Genomic DNA, 15,812 nt, shown 5'->3' with positions numbered 1-15,812 from the left:
TGCAAATGATTTCTTTACTTCAAACATAGATTAAAAGCCCTGCGAATATTCATAAGGATAATGATTATTTTATGGGGTGAAAATAATTGGAAAGAGAAATGAAAGAAAGACATGTAAACCCAAATGATATTGCTTTGCCAGCAGGCTATACGATCGAAGTTTTTGCAAAGGATTTAACAACCCCCATCAACATTACATTTACTGATGACGGTGTTATGCTAGTCGGTGATGCAGGGATCCTTTCTGGCAGTGGAAAAGTCTTGAAACTGACTGAAAATGGATTTCACGTCATCGCAGAGGGTTTCCATCCCCCACTAACAGGCATTACTTATTATCGAGGAGATATTTATGTGGCACATCGTGGATTCATAACTGTTGTGAAGAAAGATGGGTCTAATGAAGACATCCTCTCTGGCCTTCCAAGCTTTGGAGACCATCATAATAATCGTGTTATTTTTGGTCATGATGGAAAAATGTATTTTGGCCAAGGAACCGCGACAAATACAGGAGTCGTTGGGGAGGACAATCATTGGGTTAAAGAGCACCCTTATTTCCATGACGATCCCGGAGCGCCTATCATGCTGAAAGGTGAAAACTTCCAAACAAAAAATATTCTTGCCAAATCAGATAAAGGAACTGCTGTTACCGGAGCATATTCTCCTTTTGGAACGCCTTCATATAAAGGTGAAATCATAAAAGGAAGTATTAAGGCAAGCGGAAGTATCTTGCGGGCAAATCCGGATGGATCAAATCTCGAACTTGTCGCATGGGGATTAAGAAATCCATTTAGGATTAAATTTGATCGTTTTAATCGCCTCTTTTGCGGAAATCATGGCATGGATGTAAGAGGTAGCCGCCCCGTAGATCATTCTCCTGATGAGTTTCAATGGATCCAACAAGGGGTTTGGTATGGCTGGCCAGATTTTACTGGTGGACTTCCTGTGACGAACCGTGAATTTAAACCTGAAGGTAAGCCACAACCATCTTTTTTACTTGAAAAACATCCTATGTTGCCGCCCCGCCCTGTCGCAACTTTTGCGCCGCACTCTGCCATCATGGGTTTTGATTTTAATGACGACCCAACTTTTGGTCCTACGAACGAAGCCTTTATTGCAGAGTTTGGCAGTAATGCACCTCGAACTACAGGTGGCAAGCCACTTCCGAACGTTGGACATCGTGTATCGAGAATAAACATTGAAACAGGAGAAGTTTTTCCTTTTGCCATTAATAAAACAGGTGTTGCAGCTTCACAAACAGGAGCTGGCGGATTTGAGAGGCCCATTGATGTTGTGTTTGGAAGCCGCAATGAAATGTATATTGCCGATTTTGGTCTTAATAAACCTTCAGGCAGTTTTTATCCAAAAACGGGTATCATTTGGAAAATTACGAGACAAACTTCTTTTTAATCCGTTTCAAACAAATCACACTTACTTCAAGCCAAATCCAAGTATACAGTAAAGAGAACAATAATATTCCACCAGTTATATACAGATTAAACGATGTTGAAGCCATCGGTCCGAGCAGCGGAAATTTAATGAGATACAATACAGATATGATTCCAAAAAATAAAGCAGCACATCCGCAAACAAGAATACTGAGCCTACTTTTAAAGCTTAAAAATGCGATTCCCATTCCTACGCCCAGCAAGCCCGTTGTAAATGGAAATACGATGAGTTCGCTGGGTTGTAATATAAATAAGAGAAATACCGTCGAAAAATACGAAAGTATTCCAAGTCGTATTGATATTATCGAACAAATCATAATAGGTGCCGTCGAGAGCGGACTTATGAACAACCCAATTATTGGAATAAACCCACCTGCAGATTGGAAGACAGTGGCCAAACAACATAATAATGAAACTACTACCAAACGCCAAGTAAAAGAGTATTGATTTGCATTCTCATGAATGGATCTAGCTTCATTAGAAACTATATTTGAAAAATACATTTTTCTCTCCCTAAAGTTTTTTAACAATAATCTTCAATCATTGTATGACCATAATCTCATTTAGTTGCTAGGAACTATCACGGAAATTAATTCATGTTATAATAGGAAAAAAAGTAAAGGAAGAGAATATGATACTAGGATTAACGATCATTTTAATACTCGTTTTATTTTTGCCGTTTACTGTAAAAAAAGTAGAACACAATTTAGAGGCCTTCCTATTTGTCATGGGACTAGCTGCGGCTTTCATAAGCCATGTGATGGATGGAAAGTTGTTTATGAAGGCGCTGGAGGATCCTATACATATTACATTAGCTGTGCTTATTGCGGGCTTATTATTCAAATGGCTCCAAACACCGATTGAAAAAAGCATTTTAGGGATAAGCAAAGCTATTCCTTTTCGGTTATTTGTAGCATTAACCGTCATTTTCTTAGGACTCATTTCAAGCATCATCACGGCCATAATAGCGGCGATTGTGCTTGTAGTCATTGTCAGTGTGCTTAAACTCGACCGCAAGTCAGAATTACGCCTCGTCGTTCTTGCCTGTTTTTCAATTGGTCTCGGGGCGGCTTTGACACCTATCGGCGAACCGTTATCTACCATTGCGATTAGTAAGCTTAATGAAGACTTTTTTTATTTACTTCAATTGATTGGCATCGATGTAATTCCTGCTGTAGCATTATTTGGAATCCTTGCTGCCATTCTCGTTCATCCAAAAGAAACGGATAATGGATTATCGGCTCAACAAACTACTGAAAGCTACTCAGAAATTATTATTCGAGCTGTAAAAATCTATTTATTTGTAATGGGGTTAACTTTACTTGGAGCAGGATTTGAACCATTTATAGAAAAATATTTACTTGGTTTAAGCCCGTTATTGTTATATTGGATTAACATGATATCTGCCATTTTGGATAATGCAACACTAGCAGCGGCAGAAATTAGTCCTGCTATGGACGAGCCTACGATTAAGGCGATCTTGCTTGGTCTTTTAATTAGTGGAGGAATGCTCATACCAGGTAACATCCCTAACATCATTGCAGCAGGAAAATTGAACATTACGAGCCGTGAGTGGGCACGTTTCGGAGTGCCTGTAGGCTTAATTGCTATGGTTGTGTATTTTATTGTTATACTAATTTTCGGATAAAAAAGTGGCGCATTTCTGTTTCAGAAATGCGCCACTTTTTATTTTTATTATCTAGCTACACCGCTATCGACATATAAACTTCTTGCCCTTCTCCCTACGATAAGTCAACGTCGGCTCTTCTTGTCTAGCTGCAGTCGAAGACACTGAGTTTGTACGTCGATGAGCAAGGCGGTTGCGCTTTTCTCATCACTTCGAGATATACGTTGTAAAATCCGCTAAAAGACGGGCACCAAATCCTGTTGCCGCCTTTGGATAATATCCTGAGGTGCGACTGCTGGCCATTACCCCTGCCATATCGATATGCAGCCATTTACTCGATTTTGGAACGAATCGGCGCAAGAATAAGCCTGCTGTAATAGAGCCTGCCTCGCCTTTTGAACTGATGTTGCAAAGATCTGCGTAATCACTATTTAAATAGGCATCATAAGCGTCTACAAGCGGCATTGGCCAGACGTAGTCTCCGTTCTCCCTGCCGACTTTTTTCATTTCATCTGCCAACTCTTCATCACCAAATACACCTGCTATTTTCGATCCGAGTGCATTTCCAATTGCACCTGTTAAAGTAGCAATATCTACAATATAATCGGCTTTTAACTCGCCGGCGCGAATTAAACCGTCCGCTAGTATGAGTCTTCCTTCTGCATCTGTATTTCCAACTTGAACCGTTAAGCCATTTTTATAATGGATCACTTCTGAAGGTAGAAATGATTGGCTATCCGGCATATTTTCCACGATTGGAATGAGTGCCGTTACGTTTACATTTGCTTTCATATCAACTAGGAGCTTCATCGCACCTGAAACTGCTGCCGATCCCCCCATGTCCATTTTCATATCACTTATATCAGCGCCTCTTTTTAAACTAATGCCTCCTGTATCAAATGTAACCCCTTTTCCTACAAGCACGATGTGAGGCTTTGATTTATCACGGCAATAAGAAATTTCTACGAAAGCAGGCTCATACTTACTGCCACGACAAACGGCTAAAACTCCATTCATTTGACGTTCTTCTAGTTGCTTTCCTCGCACAATTTGCACTTTTGCGTCTGTATTCCGGAATTCCTTTTCAAGTAACTCTGGATATGTTTCCGGATTTAATGCACTTGGAATTTCATTCATCAAATCTCTTGAAAATGATACAGCCTTTGCTCTTGCTTCTCCCTCTTTAATACAAGCCTCAACATCTTCACAATCTATTAATTCTAATCTTGTTTTAAAGGAACTTTTATTAGATTTATAGGTTAAAAATTGATATGAACCTAATTCCCATCCTTCGATAAAAGCACAAACTGCTTTTCCTTTGTCTAATTTAGAAAAACCATTTTCTAAAACAGCTCCTTCTAATACGACTGATGGAATTTTCCTTCCACTCAATTCTCTCGCAATAGATCCTGCCATATTTCTTACATCTTCATAAATCCAATCTTTTTCTTTAATGATGGTATAAACGTTTCCGTCTAATAATAGTGTAATAAATTTTTCTTGGTGGTTTTGAATAAACTCTTTTAATTGTGGGTCATTTTCCACAAGAGAATTATTTGAAAAAGTAATATATGCCTTAGATGTCATGTAATCTCTCTCCTAGTTATTAATTTTTTGGCCAAAGTGCTGCAGTAGCAAGTCCCTTCAATACGGCATCATCCATCGGAGGATTATGCAAGCCTGCTCGCACATCGCGATACATTCTTTCTAATGGCAGCTTTCTCGATAGACTGCCCCCTCCGACAATTCGCATCGCTTGATCCACTATGGATAAAGCGGAATTTGTTGCCACATATTTGACAAGACCTAATTCAGACTTGAGCCCCAGCCTTTCCGCTGGGTTTTTGTCCCAACGATCCGCTACAGAATACAGCAACATTCTTGCCGTTTTTAATTCTGCTTCTATTTTTCCTATCTTCTGCTGAATATGTTCAACTTCGGCTATGGGACCCGGCAAACTATTAGGGCGATAATTTAAAGCAAACTTTACAGCAAAGTCACGTGCTGCATGTGCGATGCCAATATAACAGGCAGGAATATGCAGCATCCAGCCAGAATCAGTTTGATGATGTGTTTTCTCTCCCGGAATTTCAATTTCAATCAACGCGGAGTCGGGTACGTGCACGTTGTCTAAAATAACATCATGGCTCCCTGTCGCCCTCATGCTCATTGTGTTCCATGTTTCCTCAATTTCTACATTCTCAGATTTTTTAACTAAAAAGCGACCGATTTTATTTTCGTCTTTGATGCCGGCACTAACCGTGAAATAATTCAATATCGGGCTTAATGTACTGAATGTTTTTCTTCCAGATATGATCCACCCATCTGCTGTTTTTTCAGCTGTTGTCTGGGGCCGACCTCCACGGGCAGGGCTTCCGGTAGCACGTTCGCTCGCAAACGAATTGATCATTTCACCATCTTCTACTACTTTTTCACAGAAATCTTTGAATAGCTCTTCTGGCCATTCGCGGTTTTCTCTTAAACTAAGCATCATTCCTACATGCCAGCCTACTCCAAGTGCAGTTGAGCCATCCCCTTTTGCAATTCTCTCTTGCATGAGAACCATCTCATATAAAGATGCCCCGTCCCCTCCGTATTCCTTAGGTACTGTCGTTTTTAAGTATCCCGCTTCTTTCATATCTTGGAAGTTTTCAAAAGGAAATGATCCTTCTACATCATGCTCGAAAGCTCTTTTTGCAAAGTTAACCGCAAGATTATCAGCCATTTCCGCAAACCTTTGTTCTCTTTCATTTCGAATAAAATAGTCATTATATTGCATAAAATTACCTCGCTTCTTAAGGATATATCATTACTTTCACACTCGTATCTTTTTGAGTTCGAGCAAGTTCAACGGCGTCCTTAATATCATCTAACGAAAACTTATGAGTTATGATGTCTTCAATATCGATTTGCGAATTCTTTAATGCTTGAATGGCAATGGGATATGTATTTGCGTAGCGAAATACGCCAAAAACATCTATTTCTCCATCAATCAATTGGTTTACATCCAAGCAAATCGAATCTGAGGTTGGAAGCCCAATGAGAACAATGCGCCCCCCTCTATTGACTATTTTTATTGTATCAGAGATGGCTTTTCCATTACCGGATGTTTCTACTACTAAATTTACTCCTTTTTGCTCAGTTATTGTTGCAATGCGCTCATGAATATCTTCGTGGATGGGGTCAAAAATAGCCGTCACACCTAATCCTTTTGCGAGCTGTCCTCTAAATGGGACGACATCGCTAGCGTAGATTTCCGTAATCCCAAACATTTTCGCTGCTTGAATGGCTAACAGCCCAATCGGACCCAGTCCACTGACAAAAAGCCGATCAGCCATCGTTGCCTTTCCACGCTTCATCGCATGGATCCCTACAGAAAGTGGTTCTAGTAAAGCACCTTCTTCATAAGACATCTCATCGGGAATTTTGAAAAGGAAATCACTTCGAATAACAACATGCTCCGCCCATGCTCCATCAACAGGAGGGGTTGCCATAAATACAACATCTGGACAAAGGTTATACCTTCCGGATTTGCAGTATTCACATCTTCCACAAGTGACTCCAGGCTCTACAGCCACTCGATCTCCAATCGCAATATTGGTCACATTATCGCCGATTTCTACTACTTCGCCAGCCAATTCATGTCCTAATATAAGCGGCTCCTTTACTTCATATCTGCCGATTTTTCCGTGTTCATAATAGTGGACATCGGATCCGCAAACACCAATACAGAATACTTTTACTAGCGCTTCATCCTTTTTCGGCACCGGAACGGCTACTTGTTTAACCTCAATATCTAACGGTTTATTTAAGATTGCTGCTTTCATAACAGCCGACAAGTCACTCTCCCCCTCACTATTAGAAAACCTTTACATTATTATACCTCTATTAACCTAAAAAGTTATAAAAAAAAGACAGTGATTGTTCATACTGTCTTTTATCTTCTAAACTATTTAAATAGGTTTGCAATCGACTCAAAAAGCTTTTTGAAAAAGTTGCTGACACTATCCCAGAACCCTTCATCACCAATTACATCTTCTAACTTCTTTTTTATATCCTTTGAAATATCGTCAAGTTGATTTTTCACATTTCCAAAATCAATATTTATTGAACGCATTTTTTCGAATAAATCGATCAGTAATTGACGATCCTCTGGACTTAGTTCAATTTTCATCTTTTTCAGTTGTTCTTCTACTATTCTTTCAACATCTTCTTTAGTGGCTGGATTTTGGTCAGCAATTGCCTTTTTAATTTCAGTTAACAACTCACTGACTTTCTCATCATCTAGACCTTCTTTTCCCGCTAAATCCGTTGCTAAATCAAGCTCTTCATTCGCTACTTCCATTCTATCTTTGTCCAAATTTTCTCCGCGGCTTTCGTACGCCTTATAGATTCCGACAAGTGCTGAATGTCCAGTAACTTTAACAGGAGATGCAACATCAACAGTGGCATTTTCTATACCAGCGGTCAACATTGCGTTGGCATACATTTCCTCGGTAACTTCTGTAATATAATCCGGAGTCACCCGAGTAACAACGAGACCATTTCCTTTTTCTTTCAGTGTAATTTTAGCTGAAGAAAACATCCTTGAATTTGGGTTTCCATCGATTAGTCGAGCTAAGTCCTTAGCAGTAACAGTTATTTCTTCTACTAAAGAGGGATCCTTTACTTTTAAAAGCTTTCTCACTTCGTCTTTTTGCTCATCTGTTAACGTCTCTCCATATACGACGATAGGAAGGCCAAATTTCTCATTAATTACATCTTCATCCGTATTTTGATCGGCTGCAGCTGATCCAATTCCATTTAGGATAAAGCTTATGCCCAATAAAAATGTTATGGCGATTTTGCCCCATTGTTTCAACTATTTCCCCTCCTTAGGCGCCAGCTTTTCCAAATAATTAATCGCTTCTTGTATTGTTTTTACAGGCACGATTTTAACGTTGTACCCTTCTTTTCGCACTTCGTCTTTTACATCTGCTTCATTTGTATCCCCATCTAATATATCTGCTGGGCAAAAGAAAATATCCATTCCTGCCTTTTCTACTGCAGTAATTTTTTCACGAATTCCACCTATTTGGCCAACATTGCCATCCATGTCAATCGTACCGGTACCCGCTATTTCATATCCTTTTGTGATATCACCAGAAGTCAACTGATTATAAACCTCAAGTGAAAACATGAGACCAGCAGATGGCCCTCCAATGTCTTCTGCACTAATTTTAACGGTGCGATTTGTCTCAACCTTATATTGATCCTCAGGTCCGATCCCAACCCCCGATTGATTAGGGCTATTTTTAATCGGAATGAGCTCTACAGTTTCTGTTTTAACAGTACCATCACGATTAAACATTAACTTTACTGTATCGCCAGCTTTTTTATTTGAAAGATACTCAAGAAAATCGGATGCTTTAGCAACAGACTGATCATCAACTTGTGTGATAACATCTCCAATATTGAGCTTTCCTTTTGCATTAGAAGTAGCAAGGATGCTTGTGACAAAAATACCATTTGACTCCACATTTACTTCTTCACCTGCAGCTCGCAAGCCTGCAACAAGAGCATGCTGTTGAGAAGTGGTCATCATATGTTCCAAGATTTTACTATACTCTTCGTCGGACATGTCGCCCCTTACTTCCACTACTTTCCGTAAATCTGTGTGCGGAGCAATCATACCATAGGCTAAATAATAAATATTACTAGCCCTTAAAGAAAGAACAGTTGTCAAATACAAACTCCCCTTAGATGTTTTATCACCGCCCTCTACTGTTACTTTTGAACCAAGTTCTTCCACAGATCCGGGTTGAAAAATGTAGTATGGCGTAGGGATAAAGAACGTCACAACAAGCAAAACGCATATCACTGCAAAAACTTTACTTTTTCGCTGCTTAAAAAAGCCCATATCTGCTCCCTTTCTTTCTTAAAATATCTACGTAGATATTTTCAATTTTTATAGACGCACAAAGAGGTTCATAAGTTTCACTTTTTTCTAAAAGGCTTAGAGGTGATTAGAATTCGGAATCAATTCCAGCCTTTTTAAATGTTCAATCTAAATTATGCATAGGTTGAACAATGAAATAGCTTTTTATGAATTTTTCCCCGCCCCAAAAAACGAAGGGCCAGCCGGAATTCGGACTGACCTTATTTTACTTATTAGCCCATTTTGATAATGGATTAACCATTCCTGGCTCAAGAGGCATATGTATGATGTCGATTGACCGGTGTTCCCGTGATAATGATAATTCTTTGTATATAAATGATGAAGCACCAAGTCCATTTTCCTTAGCATCTTCTATCGAAGCGCAATAGTATACGTTCTTAATGCCCGAAAAATAAATGGCCGTCATGCACATTGGACACGGCTCTCCACTCGCATACATTGTGTAGCCGCTTAAGTCGATGGTTTGCAATTTTTCCTGGGCTTTTCGAATCGCAATTAGCTCAGCATGCCCACTTACATCATACTTTATATGAAGCTCATTTACACCTTCTGCAATTACTTCATCATCTTTTACGAGCACTGCTCCAAATGGCTGTCCACCATCTTTTACATTGTTAGCGGCTAGCTCAACCGCCCTCTTCATAAACCGATCCATGTTATCGCCTCCGAAAAAACAATTACATTTGAGCTGCTAACATTTTTTCCAATTCTAAAGGCTCGATATACATGCCATCTTTATAGGCTCGCATATTTCCACCGGAAATTTCATCTATGAGCATAATTTCATTGCCCTGTTCTGTTCTGCCGAATTCTAGTTTTATGTCATACAATTCTATGTTTCTTTTTTGCAATTCATCTTTTACAATACCGCTGATTTTCTGGGTCAATTTTTTTAGTTCATCATATTCTGAAAGGGATAATATTCCCAGCATATTAAGTGCATCCGCACTGATTGGCGGGTCTTGGCGTTCGTCATCTTTTAAAGTCACTTCCACAAAAGCGTCTAATTCTTGCCCTTCCACAGCATACTTGCCATATCTGCGCAGGAAACTTCCAACCGCTCTATACCGACAAATCACTTCAAGACCATGACCAAAAACTTTTCCAGGCTTTACGATCATCTCGGCAGCGTCTACATTCGCATTCACATAATGTGTTGGAATTTCTTTTTCTTGTAAAATTTCGAAAAAGAACTTTGTTAAACGAAGCCCAGCTTTTCCTGCGCCTTCAATTTGTAGACCGACTGTGTTTGCTCCTGGATCGAAAACTCCATCTTCACCTGTGACATCGTCTTTGAATTTTAATAAATAATTTCCATCTTCTAGAGAATATACATCCTTTGTCTTCCCCTGATAAACAAATTTCATTTAGCATTCCTTCTCTCTATGAAGTGATATTGCATAAACAGTATAGCAAAAATTAAACGATAGTTGTTCCAATTTTTTAAATGGAGTTTGACTTCTATTTAATTTGGGTAAAACAATCTTTATTATTGATATCCTGTTAATGTATGGAAAAAGTTTCTTAAAAACTCATAAAAGAGTAATTCAGTCGGCATAAGCACCCGATCCCGAGGAATAATCACTCCGACTGCTCGTGTAACTCGCGGCTCAACAATTTGAATTTTTACAGTGGAACGGGGTAAACTGTCGACTAAGGTTATTTCTGGAAGCAACGTTGCACCAAGCCCTGCTGAAACCAACCCTTTTATAGCGTCGATATCTTTTCCTTCAAAGGATACGACGGGTTCGAATCCACGCTGTTTACAAGCCTTAATAACAATATCTCTAAGAATGTATCCTCTTGGTGATAAAATAAAGGAGTCGCTGCGCAGGTCATCTAAGGTGATGGATGATTTTTTTGCCAAAGGATGGTTTGTAGATAATAACGCAACAAGATTCTCCATAAATAGAATTTGACTTTTTACCCGTCTTTCTTCCGTTGGTAGCGGCCCTAAAAGTGCCATATCGATTTCACCTTTTATAACGGAATCAATTAAATGATGGTATGAATCTTGATGTAGTTGAAACTTTACATAGGGGTATTGTTTGCGAAATGCTGATACTACAGTGGGAAGTAAATGAGCAGCAAGGCTACTTGGAAATCCAATTCTGACGGTACCTTTTTCAGGGTCTAGGGATTCTTCAATTTCTCTCTTAGCTTGTTCAATTACGTCCATCGCTTCATGCATTTTCTTTAAGAACATGTGTCCAATTGGTGTCAAACGTATATTTCTTCCTTCCCTAATGAAGAGATCAACGCCAAGCTCAGCTTCTAGATTAACAATTTGTCTACTGACTGCAGATTGCGCGACATGTAAGGCTTCAGCGGCATCTGTCATATGTTCTCGTTTAGCAACTTCAATGAAATATTGTATTTGTCTTAATTCCAAAATATCCACCTTCTTTCCATTCATCTCATAAAGGCATTAATATTATCTAATATCCATATTGTTTAGATTAATTGTAGAAGATAAAATATCTTTTAACAAGAAGTTTCGTTAAGTTAGGTATTTTACGATTAGTTTTATCAGAGCTGCATCCTCAAAGATAAAACAGTCTAAATGAAGAATAAATTTTTTGATCTTCAGAATATTGCTTGTCTGAGACCCGCAATAATGCGGGTCAGAACGACGTTGTAAGATAATGTGTCTAGCAGCAGTCCTTAGCCCCTCGAGGTCAAAAACCAGAGTCATGAAAAGGCAAATACCGACTTATTTGACTCAGAACATTTGCAGGTCAGGAAGGCGGCGCAACAGGAAGTTGCGTCCTTAGCCTGCCTTCCTCGGCTAAGGCGCTTACGCTTTTCGTATTGTCTAGCTGCAGCGCCTAGCCCCTCGAGGTCAAATAACCTGAGTCAAGAAAAGTCAAAAAGCAGACTTTTTTGACTCAGAACATTTGCTTGTCGGGGCTAAGCAAGGCGCTTACGCTTTTCGTATTGCCTGGAGTATTGAAGAAAAGGAGTGGAAAAGATGGCGATGGTGATGAATTTGAAAGATGAAAGTATGGTAAAAGCGCAAAATTATGTCAATAAAGTATATGAAACGGTCGTTCAACGCAACCCGAATGAATACGAATTTCTTCAAGCAGTAAAAGAAATTTTTTACTCGCTAACTCCAGTATTTGCGCGTAATCCTAAATATATGGAAGCGGGCATTTTGGAAATGATCGTTGAGCCTGAAAGATTGATTTCATTTCGTGTTCCATGGGTAGACGACAAGGGAAAAGTACAAGTGAACCGTGGATACCGTGTTCAATATAATAGTGCAATTGGACCTTATAAAGGCGGCTTGCGGTTCCATCCTTCCGTCAATCAAAGCATTGTCAAATTCCTTGGCTTTGAACAAATTTTCAAAAATGCTTTGACAGGGCAATCAATTGGCGGCGGAAAAGGCGGATCTGATTTCGACCCTAAAGGCAAGTCAGACATGGAGATTATGAAATTTTGCCAAAGCTTCATGACCGAATTAACAAAATATATCGGTTCAGACGTTGACGTTCCAGCAGGTGATATCGGAGTTGGAGCTCGGGAAATTGGTTATATGTTCGGTCAATATAAAAGACTCCGCGGCAATTTTGACGCCGGTGTGTTTACGGGTAAAGGTGTAGGCTATGGTGGAAGTCTCGGAAGAACTGAAGCAACTGGCTACGGAACCGTTTATTTCGTTGAAGAAATGCTGAAGGATCGTGGATATACTTTTTCCGGAAGTACGGTCGTTGTTTCCGGATCAGGAAATGTATCCATTTATGCTATTGCAAAAGCACAAGAATATGGCGCTAAGGTTTTGGCGTGCAGTGATTCAAATGGCTATATTTATGACGAAAAAGGAATTTGCCTAGATACTGTAAAAAGATTAAAAGAGGTTGAAAGATGCAGAATTTCCGAGTATGTGAAAGAACATCCTCATGCTCAATACGTGGAAGGAAGTACAGGTATTTGGACCATTCCATGTGATATTGCCCTTCCATGTGCTACACAAAATGAAATTGATGAAAACGCCGCAAAAGTTCTTGTTTCTAACGGTGTAAAAGCAATTGGAGAAGGTGCGAATATGCCATCTACTCTAGAAGCAATTGATATTTTCCTTGAAAGCGAAGTGCTATTTGGACCAGGTAAAGCAGCGAATGCGGGCGGCGTTGCAGTTTCAGCTCTTGAAATGGCCCAAAACAGTTCACGCGTTCCATGGTCTTTTGATAAAGTTGATGCAAAACTTAAAAAGATTATGACAGGCATTTATCGAGATAGTATAAAAGCGGCAGATGAATATGGCCATCCAGGGAACCTTGTGGTCGGCTCGAACATTGCAGGATTTACAAAAGTTGCAAATGCAATGCTTATGCACGGCGTAATTTAATTAGAAAGTACTTGCTCGTAACTAAAACTTTTGCAAGTCGATAGGCTATAAAAAAGCGGTTCTTTCATTTGAAAGAACCGCTTTTTTCCTTTTAAACGAAATGACCTACTAATGCCGGCATTAATGCCATATCTGATAGCCCTGGAACTGTCCAAATATTTCGCGAAACATTTATTCTTACAGCACCATTAATAAAATTACACGTCCACGTATCGCAAAACGGGGTTCCAAGTAAGCGAAGCGTCAATTCAAATGTATTACGATTACGCCATGTCCCGCTGGCTGCAGCACTTACTTTTTGTCCTGCTATCGTAAAGTCACTTGTTATCCATTCGCCATAGCCAAATTGAAACTTATGCTCTCCTTCTGAATCCGAAAACATACATTCACCTTTTTCTTCTAAAAAATTGAAAGAAAATGATGTGATTTCCGAATCATTTGGTTGAGCTTCGAATTGTTTTCCCGTCCATTTATCACTATTTTGAGATGCCGTTAATACCTTTGGCGCCTTGTACGATAAAGAGGCTAATTTATGTTCGAGATCCGATTGATAGCCTTCTGAAGTGCTTGACATGCCGGGAAGCAAATGAGTCCATACAAGGCTAAGGATATCACCCATATCCATTACACCCGCTGTCACCGCAACGACCGATTCCTGCTCGGGCATAACAATACAATATTGTCCAAACGCCCCGTCTCCTCTAAAGGCCCCGTAGCGACAACGCCAAAATTGATATCCATATCCTTGGGCCCAATCGTTATTTTCATCGTCCCCATTCGATATTTGCTTGCTTGTTGCTTCTTCCACCCAATGTTCAGGTATAATTTGCTTCCCTTCCCATATTCCTTTTTGCAAGTACAATAATCCAAATTTTGCAATATCCTCAATTTTAACGCGCATTCCTGAACCGCCAAAGTGGATTCCTTTTGGACAAGTTGTCGTCGTAATATCGCTCATTCCAAGCGGCTCAAATAAACGCGGCTCTAAATAATCAAGCAGCTTCATACCTGTCACTTTTGTTAAAATGGCAGACAATATATAGGTAGCTCCTGTGTTATATAAAAAGTGAGTACCAGGCTCATGGACAATCGGAATACTAAAAAATTCTTTCACCCAGTCTTCGCTTTTTCTTAAATAAGGAGTAGTGTCCTCGTCATGCCCAGTTGACATCGAAAGTAAGTGGCGCACTTTTAAATCAGCCATATTTTTTTTAATTTCCTCTGTCATGTATTCGGGAAAAAATGAAATGACAGCATCATCAACTGAGAGTTTTCCTTCTTCCACTGCTAACCCAATCGCAGTTGAGGTAAAACTTTTACTTAAAGAATTAAGTATATGTGGATCTTCTTCGTCATACGGAGCCCACGTTCCCTCCGCAATCACATGTCCATGTCTTAATAAGATAAAACTATGAACTTCCAGTTCTTCTGTTTCCAGAGCATTGATAAAATCCAGTACCGATTTCGGAGAAACATTCTGTTCTTCTGGCTTGCTTCTAGGCAACTTAGTCTGAATCATCGCTTATTCCCCCTCTGCATTTCACGAAGTTCCTTCCAACCAATTACTTTAATATTTTCCTCTTTAAGCACTTTTTTTACTTCTGGATCTCTAAAAATATCAAACTCATATTGTCTTGCTTGCCATGTATCCGTAATTGCTTTTAATTCTTCGGATTCATACGATGGATGAAAAAGTAGTTCCGTAATCCCTGCTTGTAAGCTTTTCAATATATCTATAGCGTTTTGCCGGGATGCTTCATATCCGTCACCTTCATTTAGCCAAAAAGGCAGTCCAATAACTTGATCGGGATATAATACACCTTTACTGTCCGCTAATTGTATGAGTTCTTCCATTGTTTCAACATGAAAACCAGATGGAGGATTTTTCGTAAAACGAAGCGGTAAATTATATTCTGCTGCGACCTCAATATGAATATCCATAAAAAATAAATATGCGCCCATATGGCTATCAAGATGGGTGGGATCTACTCCCAATTGAATGGCCTTTTCGATTTGGGCTACGATTTCTTCTCGTACTTGCTCACGATCCGCAAGTGCCACCTTTTCTAAATTAGGAGGAAAATAGCCTAATTCATTTACTAATGTCTCAACATTCCCATTAAGATTGACTGGCCCCCATTTATAACGATCCCATTCACTCGTCAACGTTAGATGTACGCCTACATCAAAATTCGGATTATTTCTTGCTGCATTTGCTGCTTCTGTCGACCACGGGCAATTGACCATTAAGGTTGTTGAAGAGATGGAGCCTTCATCCAAAAGTTTAATAATTGCTTGATTCGTAGCATGGCACATTCCAAAATCATCCGCATGCAAGATTAAGAGACGCTCATTTTTATTCATTTTTTAACATCTCACTTTCTATTTATAAAGTTCTTTTCCTAAATATTGTTGCTACGTGATGAAAAACTTATTGACTTAAAATTGT

The 15,812-nt window shown here is 39.4% G+C and carries 14 protein-coding genes; 4 read left to right on the top strand and 10 right to left on the bottom strand.

Annotated features, from left to right (window positions below):
* Window positions 1-86 precede the first annotated feature (86 nt).
* The 3 genes from KHA96_RS10490 (at window position 87) to KHA96_RS10480 (ending at window position 3,092) form a co-directional block, all read left to right on the top strand.
* The gene (locus tag KHA96_RS10490) at window positions 87-1,406 is read left to right on the top strand and encodes a PQQ-dependent sugar dehydrogenase (RefSeq protein WP_249315453.1); all 1,320 of its coding nucleotides are present in this window, start codon (window positions 87-89) and stop codon (window positions 1,404-1,406) included.
* Window positions 1,376-1,891 carry a hypothetical protein gene (locus tag KHA96_RS10485; protein WP_213129244.1) on the top strand — a complete coding sequence of 172 codons (516 nt, stop codon included), beginning with the start codon at window positions 1,376-1,378 and terminating at the stop codon, window positions 1,889-1,891. Before KHA96_RS10490 ends, KHA96_RS10485 begins: the two co-directional genes overlap by 31 nt.
* Before the next feature lie 184 nt (window positions 1,892-2,075).
* Window positions 2,076-3,092: a DUF1646 family protein gene (locus tag KHA96_RS10480; protein WP_213129243.1), complete on the top strand. Its 1,017-nt coding sequence runs from the start codon at window positions 2,076-2,078 to the stop codon at window positions 3,090-3,092.
* Between the two features lie 186 nt (window positions 3,093-3,278).
* Here KHA96_RS10480 and KHA96_RS10475 read toward each other — a convergent pair whose 3' ends face one another.
* The 8 genes from KHA96_RS10475 to gltC form a co-directional block, all read right to left on the bottom strand.
* A complete protein-coding gene (locus tag KHA96_RS10475; RefSeq protein ID WP_213129242.1) occupies window positions 3,279-4,658 on the bottom strand; it encodes a M17 family metallopeptidase in 1,380 nt (459 codons plus the stop codon).
* Between the two features lie 19 nt (window positions 4,659-4,677).
* A complete protein-coding gene (locus KHA96_RS10470; protein ID WP_213129241.1) occupies window positions 4,678-5,850 on the bottom strand; it encodes an acyl-CoA dehydrogenase family protein in 1,173 nt (390 codons plus the stop codon).
* A gap of 16 nt (window positions 5,851-5,866) precedes the next feature.
* Entirely contained in the window at window positions 5,867-6,898 is a 1,032-nt protein-coding gene (locus KHA96_RS10465; protein ID WP_213129911.1) for an NAD(P)-dependent alcohol dehydrogenase, read from the bottom strand.
* Between the two features lie 122 nt (window positions 6,899-7,020).
* Entirely contained in the window at window positions 7,021-7,932 is a 912-nt protein-coding gene (locus KHA96_RS10460; RefSeq protein WP_213129240.1) for a DUF1002 domain-containing protein, read from the bottom strand.
* Window positions 7,933-8,970 (bottom strand): SepM family pheromone-processing serine protease, encoded by a 1,038-nt coding sequence (locus KHA96_RS10455; protein ID WP_213129239.1) that lies wholly within the window; start codon window positions 8,968-8,970, stop codon window positions 7,933-7,935. It lies immediately after the preceding gene.
* A gap of 244 nt (window positions 8,971-9,214) precedes the next feature.
* Window positions 9,215-9,664 (bottom strand): nucleoside deaminase, encoded by a 450-nt coding sequence (locus KHA96_RS10450; RefSeq protein WP_213129238.1) that lies wholly within the window; start codon window positions 9,662-9,664, stop codon window positions 9,215-9,217.
* A gap of 22 nt (window positions 9,665-9,686) precedes the next feature.
* The gene (locus KHA96_RS10445; RefSeq protein ID WP_213129237.1) at window positions 9,687-10,376 is read right to left on the bottom strand and encodes a phosphoribosylaminoimidazolesuccinocarboxamide synthase; all 690 of its coding nucleotides are present in this window, start codon (window positions 10,374-10,376) and stop codon (window positions 9,687-9,689) included.
* A gap of 122 nt (window positions 10,377-10,498) precedes the next feature.
* A complete protein-coding gene (gene gltC, locus KHA96_RS10440) occupies window positions 10,499-11,401 on the bottom strand; it encodes a glutamate biosynthesis transcriptional regulator GltC (RefSeq protein ID WP_213129236.1) in 903 nt (300 codons plus the stop codon).
* A 579-nt stretch (window positions 11,402-11,980) separates the two neighbouring features.
* Here gltC and gdhA point away from each other — a divergent pair.
* Window positions 11,981-13,363 carry an NADP-specific glutamate dehydrogenase gene (gene gdhA / locus KHA96_RS10435; protein WP_213129235.1) on the top strand — a complete coding sequence of 461 codons (1,383 nt, stop codon included), beginning with the start codon at window positions 11,981-11,983 and terminating at the stop codon, window positions 13,361-13,363.
* Window positions 13,364-13,454: 91 nt separating this feature from the next.
* Here the strand turns inward: gdhA and KHA96_RS10430 are convergent, their stop codons facing one another.
* Together KHA96_RS10430 and KHA96_RS10425 are read right to left on the bottom strand one after the other, a co-directional pair.
* On the bottom strand, window positions 13,455-14,882 hold the full coding sequence (locus KHA96_RS10430; RefSeq protein WP_249315451.1) for a serine hydrolase domain-containing protein: 1,428 nt from the start codon (window positions 14,880-14,882) through the stop codon (window positions 13,455-13,457).
* Entirely contained in the window at window positions 14,879-15,727 is an 849-nt protein-coding gene (locus KHA96_RS10425) for a polysaccharide deacetylase family protein (RefSeq protein ID WP_213129234.1), read from the bottom strand. Before KHA96_RS10425 ends, KHA96_RS10430 begins: the two co-directional genes overlap by 4 nt.
* Window positions 15,728-15,812 lie beyond the last annotated feature (85 nt).

Origin of the sequence: Bacillus sp. FJAT-49711 (genome assembly GCF_018343715.1) — a bacterium.
GTDB lineage: Bacteria > Bacillota > Bacilli > Bacillales > Bacillaceae_C > Lederbergia.
Note: the sequence above shows the minus strand (reverse complement) of the source record. Positions and strands in the feature narration are given on the sequence as shown.

Bases quoted from the DNA above. Each gene is read 5' to 3' on its own strand.
- KHA96_RS10430 (WP_249315451.1), bottom strand. From the start codon at position 14,882: ATGATTCAGACTAAGTTGCCTAGAAGCAAGCCAGAAGAACAGAATGTT.
- gdhA (WP_213129235.1), top strand. From the start codon at position 11,981: ATGGCGATGGTGATGAATTTGAAAGATGAAAGTATGGTAAAAGCGCAA.
- KHA96_RS10475 (WP_213129242.1), bottom strand. From the start codon at position 4,658: ATGACATCTAAGGCATATATTACTTTTTCAAATAATTCTCTTGTGGAA.
- KHA96_RS10450 (WP_213129238.1), bottom strand. From the start codon at position 9,664: ATGGATCGGTTTATGAAGAGGGCGGTTGAGCTAGCCGCTAACAATGTA.
- KHA96_RS10465 (WP_213129911.1), bottom strand. From the start codon at position 6,898: ATGAAAGCAGCAATCTTAAATAAACCGTTAGATATTGAGGTTAAACAA.
- KHA96_RS10470 (WP_213129241.1), bottom strand. From the start codon at position 5,850: ATGCAATATAATGACTATTTTATTCGAAATGAAAGAGAACAAAGGTTT.
- KHA96_RS10480 (WP_213129243.1), top strand. From the start codon at position 2,076: ATGATACTAGGATTAACGATCATTTTAATACTCGTTTTATTTTTGCCG.
- KHA96_RS10445 (WP_213129237.1), bottom strand. From the start codon at position 10,376: ATGAAATTTGTTTATCAGGGGAAGACAAAGGATGTATATTCTCTAGAA.
- KHA96_RS10425 (WP_213129234.1), bottom strand. From the start codon at position 15,727: ATGAATAAAAATGAGCGTCTCTTAATCTTGCATGCGGATGATTTTGGA.
- KHA96_RS10455 (WP_213129239.1), bottom strand. From the start codon at position 8,970: ATGGGCTTTTTTAAGCAGCGAAAAAGTAAAGTTTTTGCAGTGATATGC.